13 protein-coding genes, 2 tRNA genes and 1 rRNA gene are annotated in these 16,402 nt (G+C 53.5%); 11 read left to right on the top strand and 5 right to left on the bottom strand.

Features of this window, described 5'->3' with window-relative positions:
- A complete protein-coding gene (locus GTO91_RS17010; protein WP_161259918.1) occupies positions 1-1,215 on the bottom strand; it encodes an EAL and HDOD domain-containing protein in 1,215 nt (404 codons plus the stop codon).
- Between the two features lie 240 nt (positions 1,216-1,455).
- Between GTO91_RS17010 and GTO91_RS17005 the strand changes: the two genes are divergently transcribed.
- Positions 1,456-2,520, top strand: a complete 1,065-nt coding sequence (locus GTO91_RS17005) for a hypothetical protein (protein ID WP_161259917.1) — start codon at positions 1,456-1,458, stop codon at positions 2,518-2,520.
- A 97-nt stretch (positions 2,521-2,617) separates the two neighbouring features.
- A complete protein-coding gene (locus GTO91_RS17000; RefSeq protein ID WP_161259916.1) occupies positions 2,618-3,973 on the top strand; it encodes an SIR2 family NAD-dependent protein deacylase in 1,356 nt (451 codons plus the stop codon).
- Between the two features lie 34 nt (positions 3,974-4,007).
- Here GTO91_RS17000 and GTO91_RS16995 read toward each other — a convergent pair whose 3' ends face one another.
- Positions 4,008-4,946 (bottom strand): DMT family transporter, encoded by a 939-nt coding sequence (locus GTO91_RS16995; protein ID WP_161259915.1) that lies wholly within the window; start codon positions 4,944-4,946, stop codon positions 4,008-4,010.
- 205 nt (positions 4,947-5,151) lie between these two features.
- On the opposite strand from GTO91_RS16995, the gene pdxR reads away from it, so the two are divergent.
- The 5 genes from pdxR to GTO91_RS16970 all read left to right on the top strand — a co-directional run bounded on the left by pdxR (position 5,152) and on the right by GTO91_RS16970 (position 11,185).
- The gene (gene pdxR, locus GTO91_RS16990) at positions 5,152-6,609 is read left to right on the top strand and encodes a MocR-like pyridoxine biosynthesis transcription factor PdxR (protein ID WP_161259914.1); all 1,458 of its coding nucleotides are present in this window, start codon (positions 5,152-5,154) and stop codon (positions 6,607-6,609) included.
- Between the two features lie 21 nt (positions 6,610-6,630).
- Positions 6,631-7,161, top strand: coding sequence for a hypothetical protein (locus GTO91_RS16985; protein WP_161259913.1), 531 nt, complete (start codon positions 6,631-6,633; stop codon positions 7,159-7,161).
- Between the two features lie 101 nt (positions 7,162-7,262).
- The gene (locus GTO91_RS16980) at positions 7,263-7,496 is read left to right on the top strand and encodes a hypothetical protein (RefSeq protein ID WP_161259912.1); all 234 of its coding nucleotides are present in this window, start codon (positions 7,263-7,265) and stop codon (positions 7,494-7,496) included.
- Positions 7,497-7,855: 359 nt separating this feature from the next.
- Complete coding sequence (locus tag GTO91_RS16975) at positions 7,856-8,935, top strand: LysM peptidoglycan-binding domain-containing protein (RefSeq protein ID WP_161259911.1); 1,080 nt, start codon at positions 7,856-7,858, stop codon at positions 8,933-8,935.
- 177 nt (positions 8,936-9,112) lie between these two features.
- Entirely contained in the window at positions 9,113-11,185 is a 2,073-nt protein-coding gene (locus GTO91_RS16970) for a methyl-accepting chemotaxis protein (protein ID WP_161259910.1), read from the top strand.
- Between the two features lie 40 nt (positions 11,186-11,225).
- On the opposite strand, the gene deoD is transcribed toward GTO91_RS16970, so the two are convergent.
- Positions 11,226-11,930, bottom strand: a complete 705-nt coding sequence (deoD, locus tag GTO91_RS16965) for a purine-nucleoside phosphorylase (protein WP_161259909.1) — start codon at positions 11,928-11,930, stop codon at positions 11,226-11,228.
- Positions 11,931-12,052: 122 nt separating this feature from the next.
- Between deoD and GTO91_RS17875 the strand changes: the two genes are divergently transcribed.
- The gene (locus tag GTO91_RS17875; RefSeq protein WP_207709049.1) at positions 12,053-13,573 is read left to right on the top strand and encodes a DUF92 domain-containing protein; all 1,521 of its coding nucleotides are present in this window, start codon (positions 12,053-12,055) and stop codon (positions 13,571-13,573) included.
- 39 nt (positions 13,574-13,612) lie between these two features.
- Here GTO91_RS17875 and GTO91_RS16955 read toward each other — a convergent pair whose 3' ends face one another.
- Positions 13,613-14,914, bottom strand: coding sequence for an ArnT family glycosyltransferase (locus GTO91_RS16955; RefSeq protein ID WP_161259908.1), 1,302 nt, complete (start codon positions 14,912-14,914; stop codon positions 13,613-13,615).
- A 102-nt stretch (positions 14,915-15,016) separates the two neighbouring features.
- On the bottom strand, positions 15,017-15,745 hold the full coding sequence (locus GTO91_RS16950) for a LolA family protein (RefSeq protein ID WP_161259907.1): 729 nt from the start codon (positions 15,743-15,745) through the stop codon (positions 15,017-15,019).
- Positions 15,746-15,905: 160 nt separating this feature from the next.
- Here GTO91_RS16950 and GTO91_RS16945 point away from each other — a divergent pair.
- The 3 genes from GTO91_RS16945 to GTO91_RS16935 all read left to right on the top strand — a co-directional run.
- Positions 15,906-15,982 (top strand) — tRNA-Asp (locus GTO91_RS16945).
- A 9-nt stretch (positions 15,983-15,991) separates the two neighbouring features.
- Positions 15,992-16,082: transfer RNA gene (locus GTO91_RS16940), tRNA-Ser, on the top strand.
- 184 nt (positions 16,083-16,266) lie between these two features.
- Positions 16,267-16,402 (top strand): 16S ribosomal RNA (locus GTO91_RS16935); the annotation flags it as partial.

Genomic DNA, 16,402 nt, shown 5'->3' with positions numbered 1-16,402 from the left:
CTATAGTTTCGCATAACTCGACACCCAATCCAGGGCGCTCAGAAACACCTTCGGGAAAATATCCTCGCTCAGCGACAAGCGCGCGCAATTCAGCGAAAACTGCTCCCAGTCGCCATCCCGATAGGATTGTACGGCCAGCAGAATCCAGCGGATCCGGTTCGGTTGCCCGCAGAGGGCCGTCTTAATATCGTCGGAGATGGGGAGGTCGGTCAGTATCTCCTCAAAAGGCTTGTTGAACAACACATCCAACATGGAAAACAGGCCGAGCAGGAACAGGTCCGACGAGCGGCCTTTGAGCCCCAGATCAGGCGCGAGCATTTCACAACACTTGGCCGTCAGCAGGCTCGTCTCGATCAAATGGGGGAAGGAGATGTCGCACATCTGGCGGAAGGTGATCAAGGTGACCCAGCGGGTCACTTCTTTTTTGCCCAAGAGGCTGATGGCGTGCCGGATCGATTCGATACGCGTGGAGAAGCCAAAAAGGGACGAGTTGATAAACTTCAAGAGCTTATAGGTCAAGGACACATCCCGCTTGATGATCTCCTCCAGGTCCTCCAGTTCCAGATCGGGACGCGACAACTCCTTTACCACCGACAGATTGCCGATGCTGCAGTGGGGCAGGTCACGGCTGGAGATGACCTCCGGCTTGCTGAAAAAGTACCCCTGAAAGAGGGTGTACCCCATGGACATGCCTTCTTTGAAATCTTTGAGCCCCTCGACCCGCTCGGCCAGGAACTTCATCTTGGGGCGCTTGGCGCAGCGTTTGATCAGCGCCAACCGTTCCGGAGAAGGGGTAGTCAGGAAATCGACCTTGATGATATCGGCCAAATCCAGCAAGGGCAGGTATTTCTCCTGAAAGACAAAGTCATCGAGGGCGATCTTATAACCGGCGATTTTGAGGCGGATGCAGGCGTCGATGACCGGCTTGTCCGGCTCTACGTCCTCCAAGATTTCGACGACGACCAGGTCTTTGGGCAGCAAGAAGGCCACGTCCTCCAGCAGCAGGTTGCGCGTAAAGTTGATAAAGGCGGGCTTGCCGCCGGTCATGCGCTGAATGCCGATAAGAGAAAACGCGTCAGAGATGACGCCTTTCGTGGCGTAGTCTCCGTCGGCGTGTTTGTATACATTTTCAATGCCCGAACGGAACAGCAGTTCGTAAGCGACGATATCGTGGTTGGCGTCATAGATGGGTTGCCTGGCCAGGAAGTTCTGCATGTGCCATCAACTCGCTTCAGGTAGACTTTTCATCCTCATGTATTTCTCTTCACTTTCAGAAAATCCTTTCAATTCTACGTCGAATCTTCCATACTGCCGCGAAGCTTTAAATAAAGATTAACTAGATTAATTTTTTTCTTCATGCTTTTGACTCTATTGTAGAAAAAAGGATATCCTGATAATAAGGCGAAATATGTCCAAGAATACTTGGGCGATCGAAAGCGGGGAAACGTTCAACCCATGCAAGACTCCATCTGGCTCTACCGCATCTATGAAGTGGCCAAAGAGTTCGACCTTGGCCTGGTGCAAGCCCTGTTCATGAAGGAGAAACCCACGAGCCGCATGCGCCTGTCCAGGGTGCGGCCCAAGTCGATCATCATCGAGAACCCGCCTGTATCGATGGAACTGGGGACCTGGGAGATCGCCATTGAGGGGCGTTGTTATAAAGGACAGGTGGTGGCACGCGTCTATGACCTGGGCGTCGTCAGCCTGATCCTGCAGATCATCCTTCCGGAGGACCTCACCTATGAGCAAATCTTGGACCTGTCGGTGGCTCTTTACAACCGCGACGACCTGGAGGCGCTTTTTCACCAGTGGCGTGATTCTGTAACAATCACATTGGCCGGCGCCATGGAGCCGCTCCATGAGGGGAAGGTGGAGGAGGATTTCACCCTCTTTTTCTTTCGCCGCTGGCGGGAGGACTGGGATCCGGTGCCGTTGCTGTTGGCCGAGCGGGAGACGGTCAGCGACCAGATGCGTCAGGAGACGATGAAGAATTCCTTCACTTACGGCCTGAAGGATCATGCCATCGTGACCTGGGATTCCGCTCTCGTCCACGACGCCGAAGGAAGCACCGACATCCCCGACCTGATCGAATTTGCCCTGACCCAACTGGTGGAACTGCGCTACTATGATCAACTCCTGTCCGGCGAGATGAACCAGATGTATGACGACATCGACCGGGCCGACCGGGACATCTGGTACTCACGCCTGCGCCAGTACCGCAAGATTATGAAATCCTATATGGAACTGGTCATCGACATCAACGAAGTGACTGAAAAGATCCAGAACGCGATCAAAGTGACCGAAGATATCTTTTACGCCCGTGTCTACGCGGCGGCCACCAGCATCCTGCGCACATCCGTCTGGATGGACAGCATCAAGCGAAAGTTGGCGGTGATCGTCAATAACTACTCGCTGTTGAATGACGAGGTGGTCAACCACCGTTCCATGCTTTTGGAGTTGGCCATCATCGGGCTCATTGTCTTCGAGGTGCTCATGAGCCTGGGAGAAAAAATCTTTTAACGAACAATGCAACAATGTACTCCTTGACGTATCAGTGAGCGGCTCTATTGCTAACCATTTTTTAAAAATACTTATTATAGTAAAAGGTGGCTATATTTTGTCAAATATTGAATACGTGAGAAAAAGCAAGCCGTTTCAGATTTTATGCGATATTGTTTCTTCGAACAGCTTAGTATGCCTGACTGGTGCAGGTATTTCTTTTTCACTTGAATTAAAAAATAACGGCAAAAAAATGCCTAACTGGATAGAACTGCTGGAGCGAATCAAAGAAAAACTTGAAGATATTCTCAGTGAAGAGGAGAAAAAAGAACTGGGCATTTTAATTCATAAAAAAGCTTCTGGTAATGAGTTAATTGAAGCGGCATCCGTTCTGCGTCATGGTAGAGAAAAAGAGTTTGATAGTTGGTTTAAAGAGTTTGTTTTACTTAAGGACGGGGCGCATTCAGACACCCATAAAGCACTGTTAGATGTAAGCCCTAGAGGGATATTAACCTTTAACTATGATGACGCACACGAAAACACTATAAGAAAGTTTGGAGACATCAAGGAATGGGACAAAATTTTACCGGAAGAAGAATCGTTGCTTAGCGAATCATTAAGAGATCAGATTCGGAGACCTTTTTTGCTGAAGGGACATGGGTGCATATCCGATATCAAATCTATTGTGTTAACAAATGAATCATATCGGGATTTATTTGTTAGATACCCAACATATAGGGCTTTTGTCCAGAACATCTTAACGAATTTCAACTTATTAATCGTCGGTTTTCGATTATCCGATCCAGACTTCGATCTATTCACTCAAGAAATTGCAACTAGATATGGATCTCCGATTCGAGAACATGTGGCATTTATGCACGAAAAAGAGATAAGTCGTTCACAAGAAATAATTCTTAAACGCCGATACGGTATTCATCTGCTACGGATTAAAGATTTTGCTCATATCCCGGTAATAATTAAAGCTGCTTTGGAAACGGCTAGCCCGACTTTAGACAAAATTATAAGAGACTGCGTTGCGGATAATAATGAAGTAAGAAGACAGGCACACAGAAAAATCAGCAGTCTAAGCAAAAACGGAAAAATATGTCTATCTGAGGTTTTAAGGAAAGAAATTGATAAATTAATGAAGAATACAAAAATGAAAGATATATCGAGATTAAGTGAGTTAATATATACCTTGGGAATAATCGATTCCGATAATAAAACAAACAAAGAGTTTCTTATCCGCATCATTGAGAATAACGAGTTTGTTGAACCCGTGGCTCATGCATTAACCGTAATCAATAGTTATTTAGATACAGATGACATTTCAAAAATTAACAAATGGATTGAAAGGTTTAAAGGACCACCATTAAAAACAAACAAAGAAAATCCGGATCCCGATAACCGACTGATCACGTATGCCCAGTATGCAAAGGTTCTCGTAAGGGCTAAGTATAAATTCTTCAATTGATAAAGAGAGATGTCTAGAATAGTAGTGGATCATCTTATGAATCACTTTCAATTGTGAATGACTCATAGTAGTTTTTTGTAAACACCCGTCTTTCTTTTGCGATAAACATGATTCCCAGTAGCACTCCTCCGATCCCGAACATATGCGACCACAGAAAGCTTTCGCCCAGAAAAACGTAGGCGCAGAGCAGGCTGCTAACGGGCATGACGCCCGTGAACACGGCGGCCGTGCTGGCCGAGGCCAGGGCCAATCCCCGGCAGTATAGGATGAAGGGCACCACCGTGACGAGCGATCCGTAGAGGAATAGGACCAGCCAGACCTGCCAGGACAGGCCGGCAAAATCGAAGGACAGGGCTTCATAGGCTGCGAGGGGCAGAAAAGGCAGGAAGCCGAAAAAGGTGACCAGCGTGGCGATCGTCACCGGCTTCAGCCGCCCTGTCAGCACCTTGCTGAAGATGGTGAAAAGGGACTCACCGATGACAGCGCCGAAGACGAGGAGGCTCCCGAGCAGCGGATCGGCGCCCCGTTGGTCCAGTTGGGTCGCGCCGAAGTAGTTCATGAGCAGGATGCCGGCGACGACGCAGGCGATGCCGGCCGCTTTTTGGCGGCTGATTTTTTCTTTAAGAAACAGGTAGGAGATGATGGCGATCACGGTCGGCATGGTGCTCGTCAGGATGCCGCTTTCCGAAGCCGACAGATGCCGCAGGCCGTAGAGGAGAAAGAGGCTGAAAAGGAACTGGCCCGAAAGGCCCTGGAGGATGAGGAGCAGCCAGTCCTTTTTTTGCAGCGGCGGCAGATCCTTGCGCTCGCGCCAGAAGAGCGGCAGGAGGCAGAGCAGGGAGATGGCGTAGCGGATGGCTGAGGCCAGAAACAGGGGCATGGCGTCGGTGACCACCTTGCCGAAGCAGACGGAACTGCCGATCAGGGCCATGGCCCCGCCCAGGTAGAGAAAAGCTGAGAATTGAACGGACAACATAATCCCCCTCCATCGATCTCGCTATTGGCGTTGTTTTCCTGTACAATAGCATGAGCAAGTGGCCCTGTTGTAGCGCCACTCTACATCGGTTTTGGCAGGGCCAGTTGAGCAGGGGGAGGCAGGCTGCAAAAGCTGGGTGACGGGCGCCGGTTGTAGGCCCCTTTGCATGGGCTGGCGCGCCGCAAGCGGAGGAGGAGCAAGGGTGATCTGGCTGACCGTAGAAAAAGGGGGCGATCTGCCGTTGAACCGGCAGATCTACGGACAGATCCGCCAGGCTGTGTTGAGCGGGCGATTGCACGGGGGGGAGCGGCTTCCCTCGACGCGAGAATTGGCTGGAACGCTGGGGGTTTCCCGCAACGTCGTCACCGAGGCTTATGATCAACTCCTGGCGGAGGGGTACCTGGTAACACGGTCCGGTTCCGGCACCTATGTAGAACAGCGACTGTCGATGCAACCCGAGGCAGGGGAAAATCCAGGCGTAATAAACCGATCTTCACAGGAACAAATGGGGGACGGACCGGGTCTGCCGGCATCAAATCCTCTTACCGATCGGGCGATCATCGATTTCCGTTCCGGCTTGCCTTGCCTGGAGGCCTTTCCACAGAAAAAGTGGGGCGCACTGCTCCATAAGACTTGCGCAGAGATGACCCCCGCTGACTGGAGCTACGGCGAGCCGCAGGGGAGGGAAGAACTGCGTCGCCTCTTGGCCGATCAATTGCGGCGGACCCGAGGGGTTTGTTGTGACGGCAACCAAATTGTAATCACCACCGGGGCGATGCAGGCGCTGAACCTGGTCGCCAAGTTGCTGTTGCCGGATCGGCGTCCGGTGGTCATGGAGGATCCGACCAATGAGGATGTGCGTCGTTCCTTCAGCGCCGGCGGTTCTCCCATCCTCCCGGTCCCTGTCGATGATATGGGGATCCGAACCGATCTTCTCCCCAAAGCAGAGCGTCCGGCCTTCATCTTTACCACGCCCTCCCACCAGTTTCCCCTGGGCGGCGTTTTGCCGGCGCAGCGGCGACTGGAACTGGTCCGATACGCGCGCCAGAGAGACTGCTTCATTGTTGAGGACGATTATGACAGCGAATTCCGTTACACCGGCGCCCCCATCGGCGCCCTGCAAGGCCTCGACCCGGAGCGGGTCATCTACATCGGGTCCTTCAGCAAAAGCCTGTCGCCGGCTCTCCGCCTCGGTTACATGGTCCTTCCGGAGAAATGGGTAGCCCCATGCCGGGAGTTCAAACGGCTCTCCGATATCCATTCCCCTAGCTTGGAACAACGGGTGATGGCTGCCTTCATCAGCGAGGGCCATTTCGGTCGCCATGTGGCTCTCATGAAGAAGGTGTACAAGAGCCGCCGCGCCAAGGTGGTCCAGGAGTTACACTGTTTTTTTGGGGGCGCGATCCGGCTTGGCGGTGACGCTGCCGGTCTGCATCTGGTCGCCCAGTTTCTGGGACGGGTGTTTGATGAGCAGACATTAGATAAATGTCTTGCTGCCGGTGTTCGAATCTATCCCGTTGAAGAGCGGGCGCTCCGCAAGGGACATCATCTCGACAAAATCCTGCTCGGCTATGGGCATCTGGACGAGGGGCGAATCGCCGAGGGGATCAAGCGCCTCGCAATTGCCCTAGGTGGTCGATCGACCAGTCACAATGGCTAGACCGGGGATGGTTTTTGATGTATGCTGTTAATGAGGATATTTGTCGATCCGATGAAAGTAAAAGCTCTTTATCCTGCAAGTCATTCATCATTTGTCATGCATCAGGGGGGAATTGACATGTATCATACTTCGTGGCGGTTACTTCTCCTGACGGCGTTCGTCGGGAGTTTTCTATTTTTATCTGGATGTTCAGCGCCAACGGTCGAACCAGTCAAGGCGGTTGGCGTACAGGACGTGATCGACAAGGTTCAGGGTGTATCGAAAAGCGAGATCGCCAACCGACTCAAGGAGGCGTTACAGCAAAAAATAAACGAGACCAAGGCAAAGCAAGACAAGGTATTTCAGGCCGATGGAACGATCAACTGGGACGAAATCGGCAGAACCGAACTGGTCGATCTCAAGCTCGCATCTATTCTGGATTGGGAATACAAAGCGACCTTGCAAGCCAACGGGACTATCGAGGTCAAACAGGTGGACAAGCGAACCGGTGAGACGAGGATTTTTGCCACATATACGGTTCAGTTCGTCGACGGACAATTGACTGTCAACTGATGGAAGGCATACATACCCATATAGGTAAGCTGGGGAATTGGACGGAAAAGTCTGAAAAATCAACCTTGCCCGGCCCTATATGGTTTGAGGAGGAATGCCCCGTGTTTGAATGGTCAAAATGGAAGGACAGCCAGAGCGGCATTCACCACAAACTGGATTGCTCCGGCACATGGCATCCCACTTGCAAAGTCGATTTTTGTCATGAATGTGTCCATGACGCCAAATGCCCGGCGAAAAACATGCGCTGCAAGTACTGTCTCGACGCCTACCGCGTCAACGGAGTGATCGGTCTCCACTACCAATCGAAGGATGATATGCAAAGCGAAGCCTCTTAACTAAGGATAATCGTCATTTGACGGCCCCTTGACCAAGGATACTCAATTTAAATCACTGGATGAGCATCCTTTGAGCAAACCCTGGGATGATCAATTGAATAGCTCCGTTTTCTTTTTAGACGCTGCGAGGTCCTCTACGGACGTTCTCGCAGCGTCTTTCTTGTGTCTACGACTGTAGAACAAGACCCTGGACAATATTTGTCCTTTTACTACTCCTTGTGACAGTTGCCACTATTGTCATCGGGAACCTGTGATTTTCTATTTATCATGTATGCATCCCTATGTATAATCAAAAAGCCCCCTTTTCCACTGTCTCTATACACTTTAATTTTCGTCATCATAGGAAAGGGAGGATCCGATTGAAACACTTGCAAAGGTTCCTAAAGACTGGCGTCATTGCCCTGGTCCTTTCAACGCTGTTCCTGGGGGCCGGCGCCGCCTCAGCTGCTGTTCCCTGGCACATCGTCCAGGCCAACGAATCCCTCTGGCAGATCGCCCGGACCCATGAGGTCACCATTGAACGGATCAAAACACTGAACCGATTGACGAGCGACACCATTTACACAGGACAGAAACTGTACCTACAGGAAGCCAAGTACCACACCGTACAACCGGATGAGTCGCTGTGGATTATCTCGCAAACCTACGGCACGAGTGTTGATGCGATCCGGCAGTTGAACGGCCTGAATTCCGACAACATCTATCCCGGTCAAAAACTCAAAGTCATCGACGGCGCAACGTTGTCTTCTTCTGCGCCGGCGCCGGCACCCGCACCGGCTCCAGCCCCCTCGCCGTCGCCGGTCATCAGCCGGCCTACGCCGGTGACCAATTGGCCCAGCATCACCTATGTCGTTCAGTACGGTGATACGGCGTCGACAATCGCAAAAAAATTCGGCGTTCCATTGAATGATCTGCTTCGCTATAACTACATGGAGCCCACTGATTGGTTCGATGGCGGCCGCAAAATCGCCATCAACGGTTATGCGCCCCGGCAGTACGCTGTCTACCCCGGCATGGATGCGGCGCCCAAGCGGATCGGTCACCTCGTTGACTGGTTTTTGGATGGGCAGTATATCCTGAAGCGCAATGACGTCATTACCATCACCGATGTGCTGACAGGAGAAAGGATCCAGGTCAAGATGATGGGCGGTTACAACCATTCCGATATCGAGCCTTTGACGACGACCGATACGGATAAACTCCGGCGTCTGTTCCAATGGAACTGGACATGGACGCCCAGAGCGGTTGTCGTCTATAAAGACGGCATGAACATCGCCGCCTCGCTCTCCGGCATGCCCCACAGCTTCGACACGACGCCGAACAACGGCGTCAGCGGTCACTTTGACGTGTACCTGCTCAACAGCGAGGCCCATGGCTGGGCTGACCCCGGTTACGTGGGCCAGCACGCGGCTCAGGTCCAAAAGGCCGCTGGAAGGTAACGAGAGGCATCATCCCGCAAACCCGCGATCGGGTATGCGGGATTTTTTAATGCTAAAAAAGGATTAATGTTCGATGTTCTATACTTCGCTTACATAGTTCGACAAAATGCGCAAAGTAATTTTCTTATGCTAATAACGTACAAACAGAATAAGGACTTAAGAAAGGCAGGCTAATGTATGCGCTCTATTCGTACTCGTGTGTTGTTCATGACAATGCTCCTCGTCATCGTTCCCTTTCTGGTCTACAACATCATCGGTTATGGGATGCTGGAAAACGATTTTTCCCGTTACGCCAAAGACAAGAACGAGGCCTATGCCACCATGATCGCCGGGAATGTTAAGACGTATTTGGAAAAGGCCTACAGTGTGAGCGATGTATTGGCCAAGAGCGGCGATATCACCGCTTTCCAACCGGAGATGCAGAAAAAAGCGCTCATCGCCGCCATCCAGTCCAATCCCTATTTTGAACTCTTTTTCATCCAGGGGACCGATGGCATGCAGACAGCCCGATCGAGCGGGAATCTGGGCGATCGTTCCAACCGCTGGTGGTTTAAAAAAATCATGAAAGAGCCGGACAAGCCCTTTATCACGCCCTCCTACTTTTCAATGACCGGCAACGTCGCTGTTTCATCTGTCATCCTGCCCATCCGCCAGGATGGAAATTTGGTGGGCGTTTTCGGGGCTGACTTGAAGTTGGGGGCGCTGCAGGACTTTGTCGAACAGATGAATCAGGGAGAGGGGCAGTTTGCCTTCATCCTGGATGGTGACGGCGTCGTCGTGGCTCATCCGGACCGGAAGCAACTGGCAGAGGCCTATAACTACAAGACGATGACCTATAAAGTGCTGGTCAAAGACAGCCAAGGGAATGCCGTCTTTGACGCCAACGGCAATCAGAAGGTAGAGGAACGGCCCATCGACGCTCCGCCAGCGCTTAAGCAGGCAGTGGAGCGGGCGTTGGCTGGGGAAACGGATGCGTTCGCCTATTCTGACAGCCGCGGGAAGGGTTATGTAGCCGCCTTTTCCCCGGTGGAACTGCCTGGATACTCCAGCCGTTGGGCTGTGATTTCCGTTCAGGAACAGTCGGCTGCCATGGCTGTCGTGCGCAGCTTTTTGCTGAAAAACACCTGGCTGGCGATCCTGATCGTGCTGGCAGCCATCGCCGTTGCCTTCCGGATCGCCGGCGGGATCACCCGGCCGATTGAACGGATCGAGAGGAAAATCAAGGAAATCGCCGGCGGAAACCTGACAGAGCAGGTGGCGGTTACCGGTGATGATGAACTGTCTCGGCTGGCGGCCAACGTCAATCACATGGCGGAGAACATGCGCGATCTGGTGAAGGCCATTCAGGACCGCTCCCAGCAAGTGGCGCGCGCCTCGGAGACGTGCTTGAACCGGTCTGAGGAGTGTTTTGGCAGCATGGATCAGGTGGTGGGGAGCATCACCGATATTTCCCGGGCCACCGGCGCCGGGGAGAATCACAGTGAGAACGTTTTCGAAGCCTTTCAGGAGATTTACCGCGAGATGCAGGCGGTGGCTACGGAGATTGAACGGACAGTCTCCTTCTCCCGGAAGACGGCAGAGATCTCCCGGCAAGGGGCGCAGGAGATGGAGACGGTCGTTTCCGATATTGAAGGGCTGCACAGCTTCAACCGCAGCATGAACGCTATCATTGCGCAGTCGGAAGCGAGCGCCCAGGAAATCGGCAGGATCTTGGAGATGATCTCCGGCATTGCCGGTCAAACGAACCTGCTCTCTCTCAATGCGGCCATTGAAGCGGCCCGGGCCGGTGAACAGGGGAAAGGCTTCGCCGTCGTCGCCGGGGAGATCAAGAAACTGGCGGAGCAGACGGCCAAGGCGACAGAAGATATCACCCAACTCATCGACAAGACGCAATCGAACCTGCGCAAGGCGGTGCAGGCGATCGGGGAAAGCGCCAGCCGGATGGAGCAGGGGACCGGGCGTGTGATGGGGGCTAGCCGGACCTTCGCCTTGATCGCGGAGATGGTCCTTGAAATGGAGAATAACCTGGCGATGATGGCCGCTTCGTACAGGGAGATCGTGGACAAAAACGACCGCCATGTAAGCCGCCTTGTCGATACGTCGCGGACGATTTCCGATTCGCTGGGAACGATTGCGCTGGCTGGCGAGGAGCAGAGCGACGCCATTGGCACGATTGTGGAGTCGGCAGAAGAACTGTCCAAGATGTCCCATGAGCTACTCCATCAGGTGAGCCGGTTCCGAATCGAGTAAAAATAACGTGACCGCCGGTGTGGGACCGGTGGTCGTTTTTTCATGAAGCAATCGCTGTTTCCAAAGCCAGTTCGATCATGTCGTTGAGGCTTTGCTGCCTTTGTTTTGCCGTAAGCTTTTCGCCGGTAAGGATGTGGTCGCTGACGGTCAATAGGGCAAGAGCGCGCCGGCGGAATTTTGCGGCCAGCGTATAGAGCGCCGCCGTCTCCATTTCCACAGCCATGACCCCATAACGAGACCACTTCTCCCAATCCGGATTGTCCACATAGAAGGCGTCCGATGTGAGGACGCTCCCAACCCGAATCGGCAGGTCCCGTTGGCGACCCTGTTCGTAGGCGGTTTTCAGCAAAATGAAATCAGCGGAGGGGGCGTAGTCGGCCTGACCGAAGATGTGGCGGTTCATCGATGAATCCGTTGAGGCGGCCTTGGCCAGAATGACCTCCCGCAGTGGAAAGTCTTTGTCAATGGCGCCACAGGTGCCGATGCGGATCAAGGTTTGGGCGCCGTAGGTTTGCATCAGCTCCGTCGCATAGATAGAGATGGACGGGATGCCCATGCCGGTTCCTTGCACGGAGATGGGGTGGCCTTTGTAAGCGCCCGTGTATCCGTACATGGCTCGTATCTCATTGTGGCAGGAAACCTGCTCTAAAAAATGTTCAGCGATATAACGGGCGCGGAGCGGGTCGCCGGGCAACAGCACCGTATCGGCGATTCTTCCGACCTCGGCGGCGATGTGGATGGTCACGGGGGGATCCCTCCTTTTGTGAGGTTCATTTTTTTTACGCTTCAATTTACTGGTTAATCGCACTGTGTTACCATAAAGAAGGTTTGTTACATGCTTTTTAAGCGCATGCGGGGTGAGGGAAATTGCCGATCAGTCAAAATGATATCGACGGACTGATGATTTCTTACGCTTATATTCTTGGGCTGCTGTTCCTGGCCACATGGATACAAAAATGGCGTCGTTATCCGGCCGAGTTCACCCGCAAGGTCGTCCATGTCGGCGCCGGGATGTGGATCGTGGGGGCTGTCGCCCATTTCGACCACTGGTACATGGCGATCATCCCGGCCTGCACCTTCATCATCTTCAACTATCTCAGTTACCGGTACCGTCTGATCAAGGCGATGGATCTGGCAGGGGGAACGCCGGGAACGGTCTATTTCATTGTTTCGGTGACGGCGCTGCTGTTATGGTTTTGGCCGCAGGGGAAGGTGTACATCGCGGTTGCCGCGACGATGGCCATGACCTGGGGCGATGCCTTTGCGGCTGTGTTGGGGCGGGCCTTTGGAAAACACGTGTATAAGGTTGGCGACCACCGGCGCAGCCTGGAGGGAAGCGCTGCCATGTTCACCTTCAGCTTCCTCTCGATCCTGCTCACGCTCCTCTGGATGGATACGGGAATCGAGGGGACCGGGGCATTGGCCCTCGCTTTTTTGCTTGCCACAGTCGCCACTTTCCTGGAGGCCGTTTCTCTCAGCGGTTTGGACAACATCACCGTGCCCATCGGCACGGGGCTGACCCTCTGGGCGCTGGCGACTTGGAACGTCGATCTGCCGATGCTCCTGCTCGGACTGGCCTTTAGCGCGCTCATCGGGGCGCTGGCCTACCGGCGCCGTTCCCTCTCGGGAAGCGGGGTGGCAGGGGCTGTCATTGTCGGCACGTTGATCTTCGGATTTGGCGGCTGGGTATGGGGGCTCACCCTGATCGCCTTTTTCGTCTACGGGTCGGCCCTTTCCAAGTACAAAGAGGCGCAAAAAAGCGCCGTGGCCGAAGAAAAGTTTGATAAGGGAAGCCGCCGCGATTTTGGACAGGCCCTGGCCAATGGCGGCTTCGGGGCTGTGCTGGCGGTGCTGCACTTTCTCTTTCCTTCTGAACCGGCCTTCTTCGCCGCCTTTGTAGGAACGATGGCCACCGTCAACGCCGACACCTGGGCCACCGAGATCGGTGTGTTGAGCCGGCGGCCGCCGCGACTGATCACCACCGGCAGATTGGTTCCGCCGGGAACGAGCGGCGGCATCACGGCGGTAGGCACTTTTGCCACCATGATGGGCGGATTGCTCATTGGCCTTACCGTGTGGATCCTTGTGGGCATCCAGGATGTCATACTGAGCGGCGCGGTGAACCTCGCGGGCTATCTATGGCTCCTTCCCGCCGCTGTCGCTGGCGGTTTGGGCGGATCGCTCTTTGACAGCCTGCTCGGAGCGACTGTACAGGCCATGTATGTCAACGCTGAAACAGGGAAGGACACGGAAAAGAAAGTGAGCCGGAGCGGGGCCAAAAACCGGTTCAGCCGCGGCCTGCCCTTTATGGACAACGATATGGTGAATTTCATCAGTTCCGGTTTTGGGGCGGCAGTGGCGGCGCTGGTCGCCTCGTTTTTGATGTGAGTCTTTTGAAAAACTCAGCCTTTCTGCGGTAAAGCCGTTTTACGTCGGCGTCGGGGGCCGGCGCCGTAGGCGGATCAGGAATTCGGACACTGTCTCCAGGGAGCGCTCCAGAAAGTAGGCGCTAAGGGAAAAGAGGAGCGGGAGAAGGGGAAAGACATAGCGCGGGAGCGGTGTGTAGACCAGATGAATAGCTGTAAAGTACAGCGCGGCGAAGATGAACAACAGGGCTTCCGCTCTTTTTTGTCGTAGCGCGATCATCAAGCCACCCGCCGCCAGCAGCAGCAGGAGGCGGTGAAGGACAAGGCTGGGTTCAATCGGCAGATAGGGCAGTTCGATGCTCTTCCACATGGACAGATGATCCCACCACATGTATTTCAACTTGCCGACTGTATACCAGTGCAGCACTTTTTCCGGCTCCTGCCCCCAGAGGGACAGGAGCCGTTCGATTCCTGTATTCATCAGGATTTCGTCTGTGGCGATTTCGTCGCCGGGTACTCTTTTCCAGCCGAGAGGCCAATCGGGAAACTCCGGATCACGACCGTTCACCCAGATGTTCACGTCATAGTAGGTGCCCGTCAAAAAGGGATTTCCCGAGGCGAGGGTCAGGGGGATGACACGGTCGAAATGGATGTAATTGCGGACGATCCACGGGGTCATGACGAGACCCACGATGATCAAAGCGGAAGCGCCGTAGCGGAGGCCTTTTCTCCAGCCATGGCTAAACGATAGGGCGGCGGCGGCGACGAAGGGGAGCAGCGCCGATACGGGACGCGTCAGTGTCATGAAGCCGAGGGTAAAGCCGCTCAGCAGTTCCCAGCGGAAGCGTTGTTGTGTAGACACCCCTGTCGACGCCATCTGTAAGGAATAAAAAAACAAGACCGTGAGGAAGGTGTAGAGGGTCTCTGTCAAAAGCAAACCGCTCACCAGGATAGCCGGCGGGTAGATCGCCCAGATGGCCGCTGTGAAGACGGCCGTTTTCCGATCAAACTGCTGAGAGACCATGTGATGCAACAGCGTGATGGTGGCCAACGACAATATAACCCCGCTCAGGCGAGAAGCCAGCGCCCCCCATTCTCCATTTCCGAACAGACTGACGACGGCTGCCAACAGAGCCGGGTAAAGGGGCATGATGAAGACTGTCGGCAGATTGTGAGCGGAGTAACTGAAGGTGCCTGTCTCCACCAGCATGGCTGCGCTGCGAAAGTAGGCCTCATCGTCGCTTTCCAACCACAGGCGGGAACCGTCTAGGATGATCGGCGCCAGACGGACAATGGCGCCGGCGATCAGCCAAAAGGCCAGCCAGCGCCATTCCTTGAGGAATAGGCCGGAGCGTATGGGCATTCCAATACCACGCTTCCTTCCCCCTTTCCCTCCGTCGATGGCTGGATGGGAGGGCAGGGGTGTTATTGGAACAGGTTGCCCACAATCTCCCGGGTTATTCCGTTATTGTCCTTTTGGCATGCCGGCTGTAATCTGGTTCATGTCCATGACCTGCACGCCGGAGGGGAGTTCAAATTCGCTGTCAGCGATATTATCGGTCTTATAATCCAAAAAATCGACAGTACTGGTTTCGGTAGCGCTTTTGGCTTCGGCGCGCAAGGGGAGACCGCTCTTTTTACTAAGCCAGAGCTTGGCAGTTCCGTCCTTCTCCTGGACTTCGATGACCTTGCAGTCTTCTCCGCGAATTGTCTCGTCGCCCAACACCTTATATTTTGAATCATCGGTCAGTTCATCGTCATATTCAAGAGGCGACTTTTTGGCTTTGCTTTCTGCCTGGGTCATATCTATCTTCATGGCCATGTTTTCGGAGGGCAGGTACATATAGGCGACTTTTTGGGCTTGATCCATTAGCATGATCCCTTTTTCAGCGCCATCGGTGAATTCCATCTTGAATTTGGGCTCTTTCTGCCACATCTTCGCCTTGCCGATCTCCTTGCCATCGACGAGAGTGACCATTGTAAAGGAAAGCGTTTTGATGTCTTTGGTTTTGGCCAAGAGAGATTTCACATCATTGGTTGCCGCTGGAGCTTTTTCTTCCGCTTGTTGCGCCGCCTTTGTTTGTTGCGGCGCGCTCACGCCGGGGGCAGCCGATGTCTGTTGGCCGCCGCCGCAACCTGCCAGCAACCCGGCAAACATCGAGAGTCCGATCAACGCCAATAGGATCTTTCTCAAAAAAATCCCCTCCTGGAAAAATTACTTATACTTATTATCACATTTCCCAGGTTAGCTTGTCACGCTCTTTATTAGACAAGTTGGTTAAAAATACCCTTTGACAAAATTCGTGTTTCTTGTTATATTATAAATCCGCGCTGGTGTTAAGCCAGCGGCTCGGGGAGCAGTGGTGTAGAGGCCTAACATGCCAGCCTGTCACGCTGGAGATCGCGGGTTCGAATCCCGTCTGCTCCGCCATCTTTATCTGGAGTGGTACTCAAGCGGCTGAAGAGGACGGTTTGCTAAATCGTTAGTGGTCGTAAGGCCAGCGTGGGTTCAAATCCCACCCACTCCGCCATTTTCTTTTCTGATCCTTGAAAATCGAACAGTTGCGAATCAAAAGCGTGCGAACCAATCAATTCCGCTGTTGTCCGATGACGGCGCAAGTCGGCAGAGGATGCAGCAGAAGAGCGATTCTCGGAAACGACGGTTGCTCGAAAAGATTGTCAAATGAGAGCTTGACTCAAGCTTGTCTACAAATTTTTGTGGAGAGTTTGATCCTGGCTCAGGACGAACGCTGGCGGCATGCCTAACACATGCAAGTCGAACGGAGAGCTGAAGTTTCGATGGAAGCTCTTAGTGGCGGACGGGTGAGTAACGCGTGGATAACCTGCCTGA

It is taken from the genome of Heliomicrobium undosum (assembly GCF_009877425.1).
In the GTDB taxonomy this organism is placed as follows: Bacteria; Bacillota; Desulfitobacteriia; order Heliobacteriales; family Heliobacteriaceae; genus Heliomicrobium; species Heliomicrobium undosum.
This window is presented reverse-complemented; position numbering and strand designations above follow the sequence as displayed.

Coding starts and splice junctions, on each gene's coding strand:
- GTO91_RS17010 (WP_161259918.1), bottom strand. CDS start 1,215: ATGCAGAACTTCCTGGCCAGGCAACCCATCTATGACGCCAACCACGAT.
- GTO91_RS17005 (WP_161259917.1), top strand. CDS start 1,456: ATGCAAGACTCCATCTGGCTCTACCGCATCTATGAAGTGGCCAAAGAG.
- GTO91_RS16985 (WP_161259913.1), top strand. CDS start 6,631: ATGCTGTTAATGAGGATATTTGTCGATCCGATGAAAGTAAAAGCTCTT.
- GTO91_RS16970 (WP_161259910.1), top strand. CDS start 9,113: ATGCGCTCTATTCGTACTCGTGTGTTGTTCATGACAATGCTCCTCGTC.
- GTO91_RS16955 (WP_161259908.1), bottom strand. CDS start 14,914: ATGCCCATACGCTCCGGCCTATTCCTCAAGGAATGGCGCTGGCTGGCC.